The 17,207-nt window shown below is 63.1% G+C and carries 15 protein-coding genes, 1 tRNA gene and 1 pseudogene; 12 read left to right on the top strand and 5 right to left on the bottom strand.

The window, feature by feature from the left end:
* The first annotated feature begins 6 nt into the window (after positions 1 to 6).
* Positions 7 to 1,581: a sensor domain-containing diguanylate cyclase gene (locus VII69_02880; GenBank protein ID HEY5094041.1), complete on the top strand. Its 1,575-nt coding sequence runs from the start codon at positions 7 to 9 to the stop codon at positions 1,579 to 1,581.
* Positions 1,582 to 1,828: 247 nt separating this feature from the next.
* Here the strand turns inward: VII69_02880 and VII69_02875 are convergent, their stop codons facing one another.
* Genes VII69_02875 through VII69_02865 form a run of 3 tightly spaced genes read right to left on the bottom strand, consistent with a single transcriptional unit; the run spans position 1,829 to position 3,922 of the window.
* Positions 1,829 to 2,578, bottom strand: coding sequence for a hypothetical protein (locus VII69_02875; protein HEY5094040.1), 750 nt, complete (start codon positions 2,576 to 2,578; stop codon positions 1,829 to 1,831).
* A gap of 10 nt (positions 2,579 to 2,588) precedes the next feature.
* Positions 2,589 to 3,512: an ABC transporter ATP-binding protein gene (locus tag VII69_02870; protein HEY5094039.1), complete on the bottom strand. Its 924-nt coding sequence runs from the start codon at positions 3,510 to 3,512 to the stop codon at positions 2,589 to 2,591.
* Positions 3,509 to 3,922: a GntR family transcriptional regulator gene (locus VII69_02865; GenBank protein HEY5094038.1), complete on the bottom strand. Its 414-nt coding sequence runs from the start codon at positions 3,920 to 3,922 to the stop codon at positions 3,509 to 3,511. The genes VII69_02870 and VII69_02865 overlap by 4 nt, the downstream gene beginning before the upstream one ends.
* A gap of 263 nt (positions 3,923 to 4,185) precedes the next feature.
* On the opposite strand from VII69_02865, the gene mutL reads away from it, so the two are divergent.
* The 6 genes and pseudogenes from mutL (at position 4,186) to VII69_02835 (ending at position 12,109) form a co-directional block, all read left to right on the top strand.
* A complete protein-coding gene (mutL, locus tag VII69_02860) occupies positions 4,186 to 5,904 on the top strand; it encodes a DNA mismatch repair endonuclease MutL (GenBank protein HEY5094037.1) in 1,719 nt (572 codons plus the stop codon).
* Positions 5,901 to 6,851 (top strand): tRNA (adenosine(37)-N6)-dimethylallyltransferase MiaA, encoded by a 951-nt coding sequence (miaA, locus tag VII69_02855; GenBank protein ID HEY5094036.1) that lies wholly within the window; start codon positions 5,901 to 5,903, stop codon positions 6,849 to 6,851. The genes mutL and miaA overlap by 4 nt, the downstream gene beginning before the upstream one ends.
* A 57-nt stretch (positions 6,852 to 6,908) precedes the next feature.
* Positions 6,909 to 7,106 (top strand): annotated as a pseudogene (gene hfq, locus VII69_02850) (RNA chaperone Hfq).
* A 160-nt stretch (positions 7,107 to 7,266) separates the two neighbouring features.
* Positions 7,267 to 8,160, top strand: a complete 894-nt coding sequence (dapF, locus tag VII69_02845; protein HEY5094035.1) for a diaminopimelate epimerase — start codon at positions 7,267 to 7,269, stop codon at positions 8,158 to 8,160.
* Positions 8,160 to 9,410, top strand: coding sequence for a radical SAM protein (locus tag VII69_02840; GenBank protein ID HEY5094034.1), 1,251 nt, complete (start codon positions 8,160 to 8,162; stop codon positions 9,408 to 9,410). Before dapF ends, VII69_02840 begins: the two co-directional genes overlap by 1 nt.
* 104 nt (positions 9,411 to 9,514) lie before the next feature.
* Positions 9,515 to 12,109, top strand: a complete 2,595-nt coding sequence (locus VII69_02835; protein HEY5094033.1) for a zinc-dependent metalloprotease — start codon at positions 9,515 to 9,517, stop codon at positions 12,107 to 12,109.
* A 185-nt stretch (positions 12,110 to 12,294) separates the two neighbouring features.
* On the opposite strand, the gene VII69_02830 is transcribed toward VII69_02835, so the two are convergent.
* Both VII69_02830 and VII69_02825 read right to left on the bottom strand, forming a co-directional pair.
* On the bottom strand, positions 12,295 to 12,954 hold the full coding sequence (locus VII69_02830) for a TrkA family potassium uptake protein (GenBank protein ID HEY5094032.1): 660 nt from the start codon (positions 12,952 to 12,954) through the stop codon (positions 12,295 to 12,297).
* A complete protein-coding gene (locus VII69_02825) occupies positions 12,955 to 13,620 on the bottom strand; it encodes a TrkA family potassium uptake protein (GenBank protein HEY5094031.1) in 666 nt (221 codons plus the stop codon).
* A gap of 148 nt (positions 13,621 to 13,768) precedes the next feature.
* Between VII69_02825 and VII69_02820 the strand changes: the two genes are divergently transcribed.
* The 5 genes from VII69_02820 to VII69_02800 all read left to right on the top strand — a co-directional run bounded on the left by VII69_02820 (position 13,769) and on the right by VII69_02800 (position 17,177).
* A tRNA-Pro gene (locus tag VII69_02820) sits at positions 13,769 to 13,843 on the top strand.
* Positions 13,844 to 13,868: 25 nt separating this feature from the next.
* Positions 13,869 to 14,267, top strand: a complete 399-nt coding sequence (locus tag VII69_02815) for a Clp protease N-terminal domain-containing protein (protein HEY5094030.1) — start codon at positions 13,869 to 13,871, stop codon at positions 14,265 to 14,267.
* On the top strand, positions 14,268 to 14,900 hold the full coding sequence (locus VII69_02810; GenBank protein HEY5094029.1) for a DedA family protein: 633 nt from the start codon (positions 14,268 to 14,270) through the stop codon (positions 14,898 to 14,900). It abuts the gene before it with no gap.
* Between the two features lie 49 nt (positions 14,901 to 14,949).
* Complete coding sequence (gene uvrC / locus VII69_02805) at positions 14,950 to 16,815, top strand: excinuclease ABC subunit UvrC (GenBank protein HEY5094028.1); 1,866 nt, start codon at positions 14,950 to 14,952, stop codon at positions 16,813 to 16,815.
* A complete protein-coding gene (locus VII69_02800) occupies positions 16,812 to 17,177 on the top strand; it encodes a phage holin family protein (GenBank protein ID HEY5094027.1) in 366 nt (121 codons plus the stop codon). The genes uvrC and VII69_02800 overlap by 4 nt, the downstream gene beginning before the upstream one ends.
* Positions 17,178 to 17,207: the final 30 nt, after the last annotated feature.

Below are 17,207 nucleotides of genomic sequence, written 5' to 3'. Positions count from 1 at the left end.
GAGACCGTGGCGGACGAGAAGCAAAAATTCCAGCGATTCATCACCTATCCGCTCGCGCTTGCGGGAGTGCGCTGGCTTGCAATCGTCCAAGCGCTCCTGTTGCCGATCTCGACGCCGCTGCCCGACCTCGCGTGGGTGTTTTTGCTCGTCTATGGCATTGCGGCAACGCTGCTTTCGTTGCCCGCCGGCAGCGAGATCGCCGACACTGCGGGAGTTCTCTCGCGCATCCGTTTCGCGGCGGTCATCCTGCTCGACATCGGCGCCGCTTCCGCGGTAGGCTGGTATTCCGGCTTCAGCGCCCTCGTTTTGATCGCCGCGCTCGACGCAGCGGCAGCACCGATGATCAATGCGATTGCGGCGCTCATCGCATCCGCCGTCGCGTATGGGTTGGCGGATGGCCTCTCGCACCCAGCCGCCGAGCTCGCTTCACAGATCGGTCTGGCGCTCACCTTCGGCGCCGTCGCCTATGGAGCCGCCGCGTACGGCCTTGTCGCAAGACGCCGCTCCGAACGTCAGATCCGCGCCATCAACCGCGTGCTTGAGGCCGGCTCCGATCTCGGCACGAAGCTCGCGCTGCCAGAAGTGCTCGCGCAGCTCGTCAACATGCTCAAGCAGTTCCAAGAATCGGTGCCGTGGCAAAACGTCGTGGTGTATATCGCGTCTTTCGATGCCGAGACGAAGGAAGACATCTTACGCGCGGAGGCACTCGCGGGACCGCACGCCGATTTCTATCGCGGGTCGAAATTACGGTTCGGCGAGGGCATCGTCGGATATTCAGCGATGGAACAACGGCCGCTGCTCGTGGCCGATCTCCAACGGGAGCCGCGCGAAAGCGGTCTGCCCAAACCGAAAGCCGCCCACGGCTGCATGGTGGTCCCGATCTTGAGCGAGACGCAGACCATCGGCTGCGTCGTCTTCACCGACAACCGCCCCAACGCGTTCACGTTCGAACAGCAGCGCCTCGTGGACCGGCTCATCCGGCTGGCTTCGGTCGGCATCCAAAACGCGCTCTTGCATAGCAAGACCGTTGAGCTTGCAGAGACCGACTCGATGACGGGATTGCTGACCAACCGCGCGTATCAAGAACGGCTCGAGGGAGAGTTCCGCAAGGCGCAGACCGCACGTCAGTCGCTGTCGCTGCTCATCATCGACGTCGATTTTTTCAAGCGCATCAACGATACGTACGGACATCCGCAGGGCGACGAGCTGCTCCGCCAACTTGGCGAAGTGCTGCGCCAGCACGCGCGCCGCGTGGACATCTGCTGCCGCTACGGCGGGGACGAGTTCACGATCGTGATGCCGGAGACCATCAAAGCCGAGGCGGCGATGGTGGCCGGCCGGATCCGCCAAGCGGTCGAAGAGAAGATGTTCGCGCTCGAGCAGAAGCTGGTCAATATCACCGTTTCTATCGGAGTCGCCGGCTATCCGCAAGATGTGACCGAGAAGACGGCTCTCGTCAAGGCAGCCGATGTCGCGTTGTACGCAGCAAAACAGGATGGCCGCAACAATGTCAAGCTTGCGGGTCGCGCCCAACCGGCCCAGCCTACATTCGGCGCCGAACTCTACGGCCGCCAAGACTAATATTCGATAAAATCATTCATCGTACTAGGGCAAGCATCGCTTGCCCATTTTTTTTGCGATGGGAAAGCGGGGCCGACCACAAGAGCCGGCCCCTACAACCCAAAAGGGCAAGCGATGCTTGCCCTAGTACGGCTTGCCCTCCTACAGGATCAGGACGACGGCGTGTTGCCTTCGTCGACGCTGATTCCCCAGCGCACGCGATACGGCCCGATCGTGATGACGAAATGAAGTCCCAGCTGCTCCATGATCATGCCTCCAGTCGGCGCCACTGGGCGAGAGCGGCGACGTAGCCGGCGACGGCGATGGCGGCGAGGCCGACGATCGCAACGCCTACGTTTGATACCATAGATTCATTGCTTCCGGATTGGTCGAAGTGCATGCTGAAGTAATAGAGCGGATTCACATGGTCTATGACGTTGATGACGACCGCGGAAGCGCCGCTGAATAGGTGGCTCGCGTCCAGGGCGACGAGCAGCGAGCCTAAGATCCATGCACCGAATGGGATGAAGCCCGCGCCGGCTCTCAAGCTTGAGGTGAGCGCCAGAACGAGTCCGTACCATGCGAGCGGAAAGAGCAGCATGCGCGCCACGCCTTCAGGAGTGACCGGTAGCTCGCCGGCCATCGTGATCAAATCGAGCGCACCGAACATAGCGAACACGCCGAGTGTGGCTGCTAACGTAAGCACGAATGCAGCCGCGATGCCGGCTAAGTGCACGATGGTGAGTGAAAGGGCGAATCTGTCGCGCGAGACCGGTCTAGTCCACACGAGCGGCAGATGTCCTGCGTTTTGCCGCGCGAGCGCACAGCCGAAGATCATCGCGATGATCGCCGAGACAAATGTGGCGCCCGCCAAGAGTGCGGCAAACGGCACGACGCCGTGGGGATGAGACGAGATACTGTGGGCGTTGCTCGCTACGGCCCACGACACGATCGCTATCGCAACCGCCAGCAATCCACACAGCCAATATAAAATCTTGCGAACTAATAGAAACTCCATGTAGTACATCTTAGCTCTCCAAGTCGGCCGCGGCGGCGGCGGTTTCGCCGTCGCTCGCAGCGACGGCGTTCAAGAAGATATCTTCCAAATTTTGGTCGAGCACACGCAAGCTCTTGGGCTCGAGCGCCGCGATGTGTCTTGCGACCTCGTCGCTGTTCCCGCGTACGAACGCGCGCAGCAGCCGGCCGGCGCGCACGATGCGGCGCACCGACGGATCCCTCGCCAGGCCGTTTACGGAAGGAGCGTCGTTTTCAAAGGTCGCCTCGACCACTTTCTCATCGGCCTTGAGAAGATCGACTTCGCCGTCGAGCATCTTCTTGCCGCGGTGCAGGATTGCGACGCGGTCTGCCGCCCGTTCCACCTGCCCGATTGCGTGCGAGGAGAAAACGATGGTTGCGCCGCCGGCGGCCTCGCCGATCAGCAAATCGAGCACATTACGTTGGTTCACGGGATCGAGCCCGCTTGCAGGTTCGTCGAGGATCAAGATGTCGGGCCGCGTGACAAACGCGAGGGTCAAAGCGAGGGCCGACTGCTGGCCTTTCGAAAGGGTCTTCACGCGCTTCTTGGGCGTGAGACCGAAGAGGTCGAGCAGCTTTGCGGCGCGCGGGGCATCGTATCGAGCATACGTGCGTCGCGTCCATTCGAGATGATCGGAGACGCGCGGGTCGCTGTAGAGCGCCGGCCGTTCGTGCACGTACGTCATGCGTTCGAACAATGCCGGGGTGAGCGGCGAGCCTTCGAAAAGCGTGGTACCCGCGTCGGCTCGCGCCAGTCCCAACATACATTTGAACGCCGTGGTCTTGCCGGCGCCGTTGGTGCCGAGCACGCCGAAGATGGATCCCTTCGGGACTGCTATCGAGAAATTATCGAGTGCGGTGACGTCGCCGAAACGCTTGCTCAGCCCGTCGACGGCAATCGCTATTGGTTCCGTCATGATGCCTCCCGCCCGTCGATCGCCGGATACCAGCGCTCGAGGACTTGTTCGACTAGTTGTGTGACGCCCGCGCGATCGAGCCCCATGGATTTCGCCTCGCGCACGGCGCCGTCGATCGCCGCAGCCGCACTGTCGGTGGCGGCTTTGGTGGAAGCGACTTGTGAGCCGTTTCCGCGCACGAACGATCCGCGGCCCGGGCTCGTCTCGATCACGCCATCGCGCTCGAGTTCCCGGTACGAACGGGCGACGGTATTCGCGTTGACCGTCAAGGTTGTGGCGAGTTGCTTCACGGTCGGCAACTGCTCGCCGGGCACCAGCACCCCGAGCGCCACCGACCGCTTTACGACGGCGATGAGCTGGAGGTAGATGGGGACCCCCGAATGGGGATCGACTGTGAAGATCGCGCTCATGTCAGGTTACAGCTTCGGGCCCCAGCCGGCGAACATGCTGCCAGCAATGGTTGTCGGCAAACCGATGAGCGAGGTGACCTGGTTTTCGCGATCTTGGGGATTTTGTGTGAACACGCGGATCATTTTCTTTTCTCCTTCGAACCGACGCACTAATGTGCTGTCGTACTGTGGTATTAGTATAATAGCATAACTGTTTCGCCCGTCAAGAGAGAATTGTCCCGTAGGAGGGGATTTTCGGGCGTTTCGCGCCAAATCGACGACCGATGCAAGTTTTCGACCCGATTCGGCTGCTCGACGAAGCAACGATTGCGCAAATCGCCGCCGGCGAAGTCATCGAACGGCCGGTTTCAGTCGTCAAGGAGCTCGTGGAGAACAGCCTTGACGCCGGCGCGAGCGTCGTAAGCGTGGAATTGATCGACGGAGGCCGCACCGCGATCTCAGTCAGCGATGACGGCCGCGGCATGGGAGCCGACGAGCTCGTGCTCGCGCTCATGCGCCACGCGACCAGCAAACTAACTATAGCAGACGATCTCTTCGCGGTCCGCACGCTCGGTTTCCGCGGCGAAGGCCTCGCGAGCATCGCCGCCGCCGGCCGGCTGGAGATCGTATCGAGACGGCGCGGCGATGAGGTGGGAGCGCGCGTCGAAGCGACCGGAACGACGACGACCGCACCGTCAGCGGTCGCGGCGCCCCTCGGAACCAAAGTCACCGTGCGGGATCTCTTCGCGCTCACGCCGGCTCGACGCGAATTTCTCAAGAGCCCGCGCGCTGAATTCGCACGCGTGGCCGCATACTTGAGTCAGTTGTCGCTGGGATGGCCGGCCGTGGGGTTTCATTTGCGCCACGACGACCGAGACGTCTGGGCGCTTCCCGCTGTCGCCGATCCGGTCGACCGGTTGGAATCGGTGTTCGGCCGCGATGCACGCGGCGCACTCGTCGCGATCGATGGCGACTCGGGGCATGCGCGCGAAAAAATCACCGGCTATATCAGCGCGCCAGGCCGCGACCGGCCGCACCGCAACCATCAGATCTTTTTCGTAAACGGCCGGCTCGTTCGATCGAGCGCGCTTGGTGCTGCGTGGCTTGCCGCGAACGGGTCATTTGGCATGACCGGCCGGTACCCATACGGCGTCATCCGCGTCGACTTGCCACCCGAAGATGTCGACGTCAATGTCCACCCGACAAAAGCAGAAGTCCGTTTTCGCTTCAGCGCCGCCGTTTTCGATGCCGTTCGCGCCGCGGTCGCACGATCGCTGCGCATCATCGAGCCGTCACGCGCGGCGCCGTCGCCGATCCTTTCCGCACTCGGGCTCGAGGAAGCGGGTGCCGCGGACGAATCGAGCGACGGCTTTCTCTTGCCGACAACAGTCGAAGCGTCGCGATTTGACGCGAGTCCGGCGCTCGAATCGCCGCCGGGACGTCTTCGCGTGTTCGGCCAGATCGATCAGACGTACATCGCCTGCAGCGACGGCGCGAACCTCATGCTCGTCGACCAGCACGCCGCACACGAGCGCATTGCATACGAAGCGCTGCTCGCCGGTGCCGGCACCGCCGATGCCGGCGTCCCGCTCCTTTTCGCAACGGTCGTCGAACTCGATCCGGATCGGGCTGCGGCGTTGCACGAACATCAAGACGAGTTGATGGCGGCCGGCGTCGACGTCGAGCAATTCGGCGACAACGCATTTCGCATCAGGTCGCTGCCGGCGGGATACGAGAAGCGGCGCTTCGATCTGGCGGGCGTGCTCGACGATCTTGCCGCCGACAATGCGCCACGTGAAGGTCCGGCTCATCGAACGCGGCTGCTTGCGACGATCGCGTGCCACTCGGTGGTGCGCGCTCACGAACCGCTGGCGCTGCAAGAGCAGGTCGCGCTCGTGGAACGGCTGCGTTTGTGCAGCGACCCACACACTTGTCCGCACGGACGGCCGACGATGCTTCGCCTCGACGCAGCGACGCTTGCAAAGGCCTTCAGGCGCGCGTGAGCGCTAAATCGACCATCGAAGCGCTGTGCGTCTGCGGTCCCACGTCGTCAGGAAAATCGGATGCGGCGCTTGCGGCCGCCGAAGACGTCGGCGGTGAGATCGTCAACGCGGATTCGCGCCAGATCTACGAAGGCATGCCGATCGGTACCGGTTGGCCGTCTGCCGGCGCAATGGCGCGCGTGCCGCATCATTTATACGGCATCGTCTCACCGGCAGTCCGGTACAGCGCCGCGCGATTCGTCACCGACGCTCGCATCGCGATTGCAGAGATCGCGGCGCGCGGACGCCTTGCGGTCCTTGTCGGTGGCACCGGGCTCTACATCGAGGCGCTCGCCGGCACGATGCCGATCGATCGTCCGGCGGGCAGCGATGAGCTTCGCACACGAGTTCGCCGCGAAGTTCAACTTCATTCTCATGAGGCGCTGCGAGAGTGGCTGGGCGCGCTGGACCCGATTGCGGCACAGCGGGTGCCCGCCGGCGACCGCTATCGCACCATACGCGCGCTTGAGGCTGCGCTTGCGAAAAGGGAAGAAGGGATCGAATGTGCGTCAGCGCCGAGCGAGCCGCGCGTTCCCGCTCCGGAAATTCACTTAAGGGTATTTGTGATGAACGTGGCGCGCGCAGAACTTCGCCTTCGCATCGCGGCGCGCGTCGGCGCGATGTTCGCCGCAGGGCTTGAAGACGAAGCGCAATCCATACGCGCGCGCTGGCCGGCAGCGCCTGCCTTGACGGGCATCGGTTATGCGGAAGCGCTCGCGATCGCCGACGGAACGGCGACGCGCGGGGAGGCGATCTCGCGCTGCACGCTTCGCACGTCGCAATATGCTGCGCGCCAGGACACGTGGTTTCGCAGATTGCGGACCGCGCGCATCATCGAAGCCGGCGACCGCACGGCCGCCTCGCGCGCGGTTACGGCTGCGGCAAGGGAAATCGCTGCCAGGACGTGAACTAAAAAAATGACCATACCTCACTCCCTGAGGGATTTCTCGTTCATGGAGACGGCCGTGAAACCGAATCTGCCATTGCAAGATGCGTACTTGCTTGCGATAAAAAGAGAAAACGCGCTCGTGACGATCTACTTGCGCAACGGATTCCAATTGCGCGGTCATGTCCGCGGTTTTGACAACTTCACGATCATCCTCGAATATGATAACAAGCCGCATTTGGTCTATAAGCACGCCGTCTCCACCGTTTCGCCGCAATCGCCGGTTCAATTCACCGGTTCGGAGCTAGCCGCGCACCAGCCGCGGCTGGCAGATGCGTCGCCGGCCGACGGGGCGCGCCCGCCATCGGCCGACCAAAGCCGCTCGCAACCTGAAACGTCGGCTAGCGCCGCGCAAAACTAGTCCGCGCGCCCACGTCATGCGCAAGTTTTCCGTCGCCAAGGTGCAAGGCACGGGCAACGATTTCGTGCTGCTCGACAATAGCGCGGGCGAGCACTTGCCGTTCGCCGCGCTCGCGCGGCTTTGGTGCGAGCGCCGATTCGGCATAGGCGCAGACGGGCTGCTCGTTCTCGAGGCGCCCACCAGCGGCGAAGCCGGCATCGGCATGCGCATCTTCAACGCGGACGGAACCGAAGCGGAGATGTGCGGCAACGGCATCCGATGCATCGCGCGCTACCTCGAACACACGCGCGCGGGTTCGCCGAGCGCGATCACCGTGCAAACGGCAAGCGGACTGGTCCGCGTGCGACGCGCCGTGCGCGACGGCGCCGACGTCGTAGCCGTCGATATGGGCGTGCCGCGCTTTGCCAAAGCTGAAATCCCCATGCGCGGAGATCCCGATGCCCGCGCTATTGATGAGTTGGTCGAGGTGCCGGGGTGGGCCCCGGTGCGCATATGCGCGGTCTCGATGGGCAACCCGCATTGCGTCACATTCTTAGACACGCCGGTCGAACGCGCGGATATTGCGGCGCATGCGGCGTCGCTCGCGGCGCTCGATCTCTTTCCCAACGGCGCGAACTTCGAGATCGCGCACGTCTCGGGCGGCAGCTTGAACATGCGCGTGCTCGAGCGCGGTGTCGGCGAAACACAAGCTTGCGGTTCCGGGGCATGCGCCGTCGGCGTCTCGGCGATACTTACCGGCCGAGCGACGTCGCCGCTCGACGTGCACATGCCGGGAGGGTCGGTGAGCATCGAGTGGCCTGGTCCCGGCGCGAGCGTGGAGATGGCCGGACCGGCAGAAATCGTGTTTTTCGCGGAGATAAGCGTGCCGGACGAAATTCTCACCGGCGCGCACGCTCCGGCAAACGCATAGTGAAGGTTCCCTCACCGTTGGTTGCGCGCCCGGACGGAGCGCTGCTCGACGTGCCCGGCTATTCGGCCGCCGTCGACGACGGCTGGGTGCGCCGCGCGAAACCGGCCGATTTCATACCTCTGCCCGAGGGCGCGCTCTTGCTCACGCTGCCCGGCCGCAGCGCGGTGGTCTTCGACGGTGATCGTCGAACGACGCTCGACGATCTCGACGGCGTTCCGGTCGATGCGATGGCGGTCGCCTTGCCGCTCGGATACACGCGCGCGTCGCTGCCCGCGTACGAGAGCCGGCCCGGCGCGCCGGCGTTGCCTTTATATGGATACACCGCGGCTGCGTGGGACGGAACCGGCATCGTCGCGGCGGCCCTGCCGACCGACTCGCTCGAATCTTGGAGCGCCGCGAAGCACGGCGAAGAACACGTCCGAGCCGGCATCGCGGCTCGCGTCGCGGAGTTCGGCGAAACGGCGCTCGTGCGCCAGCTCGTCCGCTGCGCCACCGAGTACGGTTGCTTCACAGCACAGAACTCGTTCTTACGTTCGGGCGAGGCTGCCATCCCGGTGTCGCCCGCATGCAACGCGCGCTGCATCGGGTGCATCTCGGCGCAAGATCCCGAATCGGGGTTCGCCGCCGCGCAGGAACGCGTGCGCATCGCGCCGTCGAGCGACGAGATCGTGGCGCTTGCCGTCGCGCATCTCGACGGGGGCGGCGACATCGTGTCGTTCGGCCAAGGCTGCGAAGGCGAACCGCTTCTCGCTGCGCCGCGCATCGCTAGCGCCATTCGCGAGATCCGCGCGCGGACAAGCGCCGGCATCGTACACTGCAATACGAACGCAAGCTCGCCCCGAGCGCTCGCTTCGCTCATCGAGGCGGGCCTGCAATCGGTGCGCGTAAGTCTGAATTCTGCGCGTCCGGCGGCGTATTCGGCATACTACCGTCCGCGCGGCTACGGCTTTGACGAGGTCTGCAAAAGCCTTCAGGTCGCAAGCGAGGCCGGCATTTCGGTGTCGCTCAATCTGCTCACACATCCCGGCGTCACCGACGAAGCAGAGGAAATGAAAAGTTTCGAGCGACTGCTGGATGCCTATTCTATAAGCATGGTTCAGACACGGACGCTAAACGTGGATCCGGCAGAGTATTTCGCGGCGGTCGGCAGGCCCGCGCAGCCTACACTCGGTATGGCTGCGTGGCTCACGCGACTCGCGTCTGAATTCCCAAACGTGCGTGTCGGTAACTTCACGCGCGGATTCGGATAGGAATACGTACGGCGTCGCAAAGAAACGTTTGCGCCGAGCCATTCTACTCATCAACGCGGCGGACGTCGGTCTCCCGCGCGGACTTCGGAGGTTTGAAAGAGTTCATGCGGCGTTATATCTTTTTATTGTGCGCGGTATTTTTCGCGTGTGCTTCTTCGCCGGCGATCGCGCGCGCTGACGGCGATGATTCGGCCCCGGCGCCGTTGGCGAAATTCGTGGACGGCGCGCAATCCCAAACCGGATTGTTCACGGTGTTGCGCAAGTCCGGAAAAATCTATCTCCAACTCCACAAGAGCCAATTGGACACCGACTTCATCCAAAGCGCCGTGCCGGTCAACGGCCTCGGTGGATTCGGCCTCTACCCGGGCTCGTTCGATTACGCTCCGGCCCGACTGATCCGATTCAGCCGCGTCGACGACAAGGTCTTCATCACGTGGCCGAACACGAATTTTTTGGCGCAGCCCGGAAGTCCGGCGGAGAACGCAATCCAAGCGACAGTTGCCGCGTCCAACGTCGGCGTGGCGAAAGTTGTCGCGCAAGACGATGTGAGCGGTGACATCGTGATCGACGCAAGCGCGTTTCTCGGCGATGTGATCGATTTGAACGACACGCTCAAGGCCACGCTCGGCACAACCCCGGAAGATTCGTACCGCCTGGACGGCGACAGCTCGGCGTTCGGCCCGACGAAGGCATTTCCTAATAACGTGCTCATCGAGGTCATCCAGAACTGGGTCACCGACACGCCCGACGTGGTGGACAACGTGCCCGATCCGCGCAGCTTGGCCATTAAGGTCGACTATAACTTAGTCGCATTGCCGAACGACGGCTACATGCCGCGGCTTGCAGACGATCGGGTCGGATATTTCGACGCGCCGTTCTTGAACTTCGCCGGCGATCGCGTTGACACACGCCAAACGCACTACATCGTCCGCTGGAATTTCAAGCCGCAAGACCCGGCGCATCCATCGAAGGCCACCAATCCGATGGTGTTCTATATAAGCAACACCGTTCCGTTGGAATATCGCTCGGCGCTGCGCGATGGCGTTATGGAATGGAACAAAGCGTTTGCCAAAGTCGGCATCCTCGATGCGATTCAGGTCTTGGACCAGCCGAACGACCCGTCATGGGATCCCGACGACGTGCGCTACAACGTGTTGCGCTGGCTCACCGAGTCCAACGGCGGCGGCTTTGCCGAAGCGCAATTGATGATCGATCCGCGCACGGGCGAAGAATTCCACTCGGGCGTCCTGTTCGATGCCGACCTCATGCTCGCCAATCACCAGTTTTGGCGTGATTTCACCGACCCGACGCATCCCAACGGTTCCGGCAGCGCATTCACGCGCGAGGAGGCTGAATACGGCGCGGGCATGAGCATGGAGGCGGCTTACGGTCGCGTCGCTCTCGCCATGCTCGGCCGGACGGCCCGCTACGGACAGAACCAGTTCGACTACGATTTCTTGAAGTCGATCGCGCTGCACGAGTCGGGCCACGACATGGGGCTGCAGCACAACTTCATCGGATCGGAAGCGTACACCGCCAAACAACTGCAAGACGAAGCATTCACCGCGCGCAACGGCGTTGCGACCTCCGTCATGGAGTATGCACCGCTCAACTTATGGCCTAACGGAACGCCGCAAGGAGAATATTACCAAAAGGTGCTCGGCTCGTACGACTACTACGCCATCCACTACGGCTACGGCCAAATCGCGGCGACCACGCCCGAAGCCGAGTTGCCGACACTGCACAGCTGGGCAAGTGCGTGGTCCAATCCGCTCTACCGCTTTGCATCCGATGAAGACGTCTCGTACGGCGACGCGCATGCGGTCGACCCGCGCGTCAGCCACTTCGACCTCACGAACGACACGTTGGGTTGGACCGATGGTCAACTGTCGCTCGCGCATTTGTTGATGACATCGATCGACCGGCGCTTCCCGCGCTCGGGTCAGCCGTACCAAGCCGCGCGCGATTCGTTCGGCGACGTGCTCGGCTTATACGACTACGACGCGACGATCGCGACGCACTTCATAGGCGGGGAATACCTGTCTCGCGCGCACGCGGGCGATCCCGGCGCGGGCACGCCGCTGTCGCCGGTGCCGATCGCGCAGGAGCGCCGCGCATGGGCGCAGCTCGACCGCTACGCATTCTCGGACGCAGCATGGAACTTCTCGGCGCGCACGTTGAACAGCTTGACGTACGCCGAGTGGTCGCCGTTCTCGGGCGCGCAGTGGGCCTACGATCCCACGCCACGTCACGACATCGCCGTCATCCAAGTCGCCGGCGGCTTGCAGAATCGGATTCTGGCGCAGTTGTTCCAACCCGCGATGCTGCAACGTCTCGAGGCACTGCCGTCGAAAGCGGCTCCCGGTCAGACGATGGACACCGCGGATCTGTTCGACTGGGCCCAGCGCTCTGTGTTCGGCGATCTTAGCGCTAAGGGTGTTGGAGCATTGCCGCCGGTCCGGCGCAATCTCCAAGCGTCGTACACAGGCATGCTGATTCACATGGCGATCGCGCCAACCGCGGGAACGCCTGCGGGCGCGCAGGCGCTCGCGCGCGCAAAGCTTGTCGACCTCGGGTCCACATTGCGCGGCGTGCGATCCTCATCTTCGATGGATGAGGAGAGCCGGGCGCATCTTGCGCTGCTGCTCACTCGCGTGAATCAAGCGCTCAACGCGCAGGTGACCGTCCCAGCGAAATAAACACCTGAAACTGACCAAAATGTAGGAGGGCGAGTGTACTAGGGCAAGCATCGCTTGCCCCCTTTTTTCTACGCGCGTACTAGGGCAAGCATCGCTTGCCCAAAACAAAAAGGGCGAGCGTTGCTCACCCTCCTACAAAAGAGACGGGGCAAGCGATGCTTGCCCTCCTACATAAAAGGAATTTATCAACCGACGAGCTGCGCCTTGAGCTCCTGCGCGGCGCCGGGCTGCGTGACGATAAGCATCGTGTCGCCCGATCGCACTTCGGTGTCGCCGTCGGGAACGAGGACATCGCCGGCGCGCTCGACCGCCACGATGACCGCATGCTTTGGCAATTGCAGTTGCGAGAGCCGCTTGTCGCCGGCCGGCGACGTGGCGGGGATCGACAAACGCACGAGCTCCAAATTGCCGCCCTTGAACGTCATCAAGGGCGATACGTCGCGCACGTTGACTTCCTGCTGGACGATCTTCATGACGACTTCGGTACCGGAAATGACCGAGTCGATACCGAGCTCTTCAAATATCTGTTTGTTCTTCGGATTGTTGACGCGCGCGATGGTGCGCGGCTTATGGAATTTTCTCTTGGTCACGAGACAGATGACGAGATTGTCCTCATCGTCGCCCGTATCGGCGATGACGACGTCGGCGCGGTTCACGCCGGCTTCTTCGAGCACAAGCGGATCGCAGCCATCGCCGAAATGCGCGATCTCGCGCTCCAAGAACTGCGAGAGGCGCTGGGCCTTGCGCTCGTCCTTTTCGATGACGATCACTTCGTGCTGTTGTTCGAGCAGCGCTTTTGCCAGATAGGTTCCGAGCTTGCCGCCTCCGACCACGATGATGAACACTTAGCCTGCCTTGGCCAATGTGGCTTCGATCATCTTGCGGTACTCGTCCAAATAGTCCGGCTGCACCGAAGCGACCACGCGGTCGCCGGCTTCGAGCCGCATTTCCGGAGTGGGAATCCGCGACGCCCCATCTCGCCGGATGACGATGCACACCTGGGTCTTGCCGCTGACGGCGAGATCGGAGACGAGTTTCCCGTGCGCCGCGTCGCCCACGACGAATTCGATGATCTCGACATCGGGCCGTTCGTACGGCAGCACGCGGAACGCGTGCTCTTCGAGAGCGTCGGCCATAAGGCGCGCGCCCACCGTGGTCGGACAAATCGTGGAAATCCCGAAGTCGCGGTACATCGACGACCGTTCCGGATCGTAGATGCGCGCCACGACGTGATTGATCTTGAAATGCTGCTGTGCGATGAGGGCCGCCATGATATTGCGATTATCGCCTTGCGTCACCGCGGCGAATCCGTCCGCCCTATCTGCGCCGGCACGTTTGAGGACGTCGACGTCGATACCCGTACCCAGCACGAGGCTGCCGGGGAAATCACGGCCGAGACGGCGGAACGCCGTGGAATTTTCGTCGACGACCGAGACGGCATGACCGGCGCGCGCGAGACGCTTTGCCAGCGTCGAGCCGACGCGGCCGCACCCGACTATGAGGTAACGCATGGACTATCGGTCCTGAGCATTTCGAATTGACTTCGCGCGAAACATCAGAGCCGATGTTCGGGGACATGCGCGCGAATCCCCCGGCCATCGCGGTGCAATGCAAGGAAGCCGCCGGATAGCACTCGAACGAAAGCCGGTCGGCACCGGTCGGGGCGTAGCTCAGCTTGGTAGAGCGCTCGGTTCGGGATCGAGAGGTCCGCAGGTTCAAATCCTGTCGCCCCGATGCCGAATAGCTCAAAAGGGCTTCGATGTTTTCCCAATACGGTTCTTCGGCACGCGCCGTGATCAAACTCGCCGAACAAGAGTGCCGAAACGCGAATCATTATTTTTTGGGCACCGAGCATCTGCTGCTCGCCATGGCCATCGATCCGCCCGCAGACGTCGCGCGATATTTCCGAGAGGCCCACTTCGACGCATACGACGTGAAACGCGCGCTGCGCGACGCAATGGATGAGACGGCCGATCACCCTTGGGATGGAATCCTCATCACGCCGCGCGTCCGGCGAGTTCTCGACGCAGCCTGTTCGAAGGCGGGGCGACCGGAAGACGTGCAGCCGAGCGACATCATCGATGCCATCGTGGCGGACGGCGGCGGCGTCGCGGCGAGAGTGCTCGCGGCCCTGCGTAGGCCGGAGAGCGTAGGTTAGATGCACATCTTCCACGCGGCCACGCAATGGGTGCTCGACCTCATCCGTCACTCCGGTTACTACGGGATCACGCTCGGCATGACGCTGCAGGCCATCGGCGTGCCGTTGCCAAGCGAAGTGATGATGTCGTTCGGCGGTTACCTCGCCTATACGCATGAGCTCGAGTTCGTCCCCGTCATCGTGTGCGGCACGGCCGGCGACACGATCGGAGCGGTGATTGCGTATATCATCGGCTACTACGGTGGACGACCGCTCGTCGAGCGGTTCGGCAAGCTGGTCTTCGTGCGCGAGCGCGAGTTGGCCCACGCTCACGATTGGATCGTACGATTCGGTGCGCGCGCCGTGTTCGCGTGCAAGCTGCTGCCGGGCGTTCGTGCCGTTGCGTCTTTGCCGGCCGGGGTCGTGCGCATGCCGTTCGGAAGATTTCTCGCGTTCACGCTCCTCGCATCGACGATCTGGTGCACGGGCTTCGCCTATGCCGGGCTTGCGCTGGGCCGCAACTGGGATTCGCTCGATAGAATCTTCGGCCGCTTCGCGATCCTGCTGCTGGTGCTCGTCGTGATCGGGATCGGCGTGTGGATTTGGTCCCACTTGCGCGGACGCGCCCAGCGCGCAGCGGCGGCGAAGGGCTAAGGTTCCCCCGAGGGCGCCGCCGCGCAGCCGCGAAATAATACCTGACGCCATGACTTCAGAACGATTGCCTCAACTTGTGCGCGACGCGCTCGACCGGCTGCCGGCCGAGCCGGGCGTCTATCAGATGCTCGACGCCGCCGGCGCTGTGTTGTATGTCGGCAAGGCGGTGGAACTACGATCGCGCGTGCGGTCGTATTTCCAGCCGGGCCGAGTGCGGCATGCGCGCATCGACGCGATGGTCGAACAGGTCGCGGACATCCGCACGATCATCGTCGCCAACGAAACCGAGGCGCTGCTGCTGGAGTGCAATCTTATCAAGCAGCACCGGCCGCCATTCAACGTCCGGCTCAAGGACGACAAATCGTATCCGTTCCTCAAGTTGACGCTCGGCGAGACCTTCCCGCGCGTCATCTTCACGCGCAAGCTCATCGAAGACGGCGGCCGGTACTTCGGACCGTACACCGATGCCGCCGCGCTTCGCGAGCTCATCGAGATCATCCGGCGCGCGTTTCCGCTTCGGACCTGCACCGGCGAGATCGGCGTCACCTACCGTCGTCCGTGCCTCCAATATCACATCAAGCGCTGCATGGCGCCGTGCGCGTTTTTGCAGAGCAAAGAAGAATACGATGCGCTCGTCGCAGACGTCGCGCTCTTCTTGGAAGGACGCTACGAGGTTCTGGTCGGGCGGCTCGAACGCGAGATGGAACAGGCCGCCGAGGATCTTCAGTACGAGCAGGCAGCGCGGCTTCGCGATCGGATCGCCTTGATCAAGCGCGTCATGACGCGCCAAGAAGTGGTCTGGCGCAGCCGCATCGACATGGATATCGTGGGCGGCGCGCACGGGCAAGGCGTTTCGTGCATGGAGGTGTTTTTCGTTCGCGCGGGGCTGCTCGTGGGCCAAGAGCGATTCATCGTCGAAGGCACGGAGGGGCGCGCCCCTGAGGAAGTTCTTGCCGAGTTCGTGCAGCAGTTCTACGCGCGAGCGCCGAGGGTCCCCAAAGAGATCATGCTCGAGGCGCGCATCCCGGGAGTCCAGGTGATCGAGCGGGCCCTATCGGGCAAGCGCGGAAATCGCGTGCGCATCCTCGCGCCGGAGCGCGGCCCGCGCGCCGAATATCTACGCAAGGTTCGACGAAACGCCGAACAGCATCTCGCCGACTACCTCACGAAGACCGCCGTCGCCGATGAACGCGCCGTCGCGGCGCTGGCAGAGCTCGCGTCCGCGCTCGACCTTCCGGGGCCGCCGCGGCGCATAGAGTGCTATGATATCTCGCACGTCCAGGGCACGGACGTGGTCGGCTCGATGGTCGTGTTCGAGGACGGCCGCCCGCGCAAGGCCGATTATCGCCGCTTCAAGATCCAGGGGGCCGAACGCAATGACGATTTCGCCAACATGGGGCAGATGCTGCGCCGTCGGCTTCGCTATCTGAGCGCCGGCACCGGGTTGGGGAAGGTATCCAGCAAAGAGAAGAAGTTCGGCAAACGGCCCGATCTGCTGTTGATCGACGGCGGCCGTGGGCAGCTGGGCGCGGCGCTCGATTCGCTGCGCGATCTCGATCTCGTCGCGCTGCCGGCGGCTGCGCTAGCCAAACAATTCGAAGAGCTGTATGTGCCCGGCGAGGCGGAGCCGGTGCTGCTCGCCCGCAATTCCCCCGCGATGCACTTGGTGCAACGCATACGCGACGAGGCCCATCGCTTTGCGGTGACGTATCATCGTACCCTGCGCGGCAAGCGGCAGACCGCATCGCCGCTCGACGCCGTGCCCGGCGTCGGCGCGGCGCGCAAGAAGGCATTGCTGCGGGAATTCGGTTCCGCATCGGGCGTGCGGCGCGCGACGGAAGCGCAGCTCGCCGCAGTCCGCGGCGTCACCCCCGCGCTCGCCACCAGGATCAAGGAGGCGTTGAACGTCGAATGAACTTCATCGTACGCGTTGTGGTGAATGCGATCGCGCTCGGCGTGATATCGTATTTCCACTTCCAAGGCATCCACGCCGACGGTTGGGTTGCGCTCCTTGTCGGCGGGCTCGTGCTGGGCATCGCGAACGCGATCATAAAACCGATCCTCGTCGTGCTCAGTTGTCCGCTCGTCATCCTCACGCTCGGGCTGTTCACGCTGATCATCAATGGCGCGATCTTCTATTGGGTGTTGAATTTCGTTCCGGGCTTCAACGTGCCGGGATTCTGGCCGGCGTTTTGGGGCGCCATCGTCGTGTCGATCATCTCGTGGGTCGTGTCGCTGATATTCCACGATGACAAGGAGGACCGTCGGGCGAAGTAGTTCCGTTCTGATCGTCGAGCGCGAGTACGC

It is taken from the genome of Candidatus Eremiobacteraceae bacterium (assembly GCA_036511855.1).
In the GTDB taxonomy this organism is placed as follows: Bacteria; Vulcanimicrobiota; Vulcanimicrobiia; order Eremiobacterales; family Eremiobacteraceae; genus JABCYQ01.
This window is presented reverse-complemented; position numbering and strand designations above follow the sequence as displayed.

Coding starts and splice junctions, on each gene's coding strand:
- VII69_02875 (HEY5094040.1), bottom strand. CDS start 2,578: ATGGAGTTTCTATTAGTTCGCAAGATTTTATATTGGCTGTGTGGATTG.
- VII69_02870 (HEY5094039.1), bottom strand. CDS start 3,512: ATGACGGAACCAATAGCGATTGCCGTCGACGGGCTGAGCAAGCGTTTC.
- VII69_02865 (HEY5094038.1), bottom strand. CDS start 3,922: ATGAGCGCGATCTTCACAGTCGATCCCCATTCGGGGGTCCCCATCTAC.
- mutL (HEY5094037.1), top strand. CDS start 4,186: ATGCAAGTTTTCGACCCGATTCGGCTGCTCGACGAAGCAACGATTGCG.
- dapF (HEY5094035.1), top strand. CDS start 7,267: ATGCGCAAGTTTTCCGTCGCCAAGGTGCAAGGCACGGGCAACGATTTC.
- VII69_02835 (HEY5094033.1), top strand. CDS start 9,515: ATGCGGCGTTATATCTTTTTATTGTGCGCGGTATTTTTCGCGTGTGCT.
- VII69_02825 (HEY5094031.1), bottom strand. CDS start 13,620: ATGCGTTACCTCATAGTCGGGTGCGGCCGCGTCGGCTCGACGCTGGCA.
- VII69_02815 (HEY5094030.1), top strand. CDS start 13,869: ATGTTTTCCCAATACGGTTCTTCGGCACGCGCCGTGATCAAACTCGCC.
- VII69_02810 (HEY5094029.1), top strand. CDS start 14,268: ATGCACATCTTCCACGCGGCCACGCAATGGGTGCTCGACCTCATCCGT.
- uvrC (HEY5094028.1), top strand. CDS start 14,950: ATGACTTCAGAACGATTGCCTCAACTTGTGCGCGACGCGCTCGACCGG.
- VII69_02800 (HEY5094027.1), top strand. CDS start 16,812: ATGAACTTCATCGTACGCGTTGTGGTGAATGCGATCGCGCTCGGCGTG.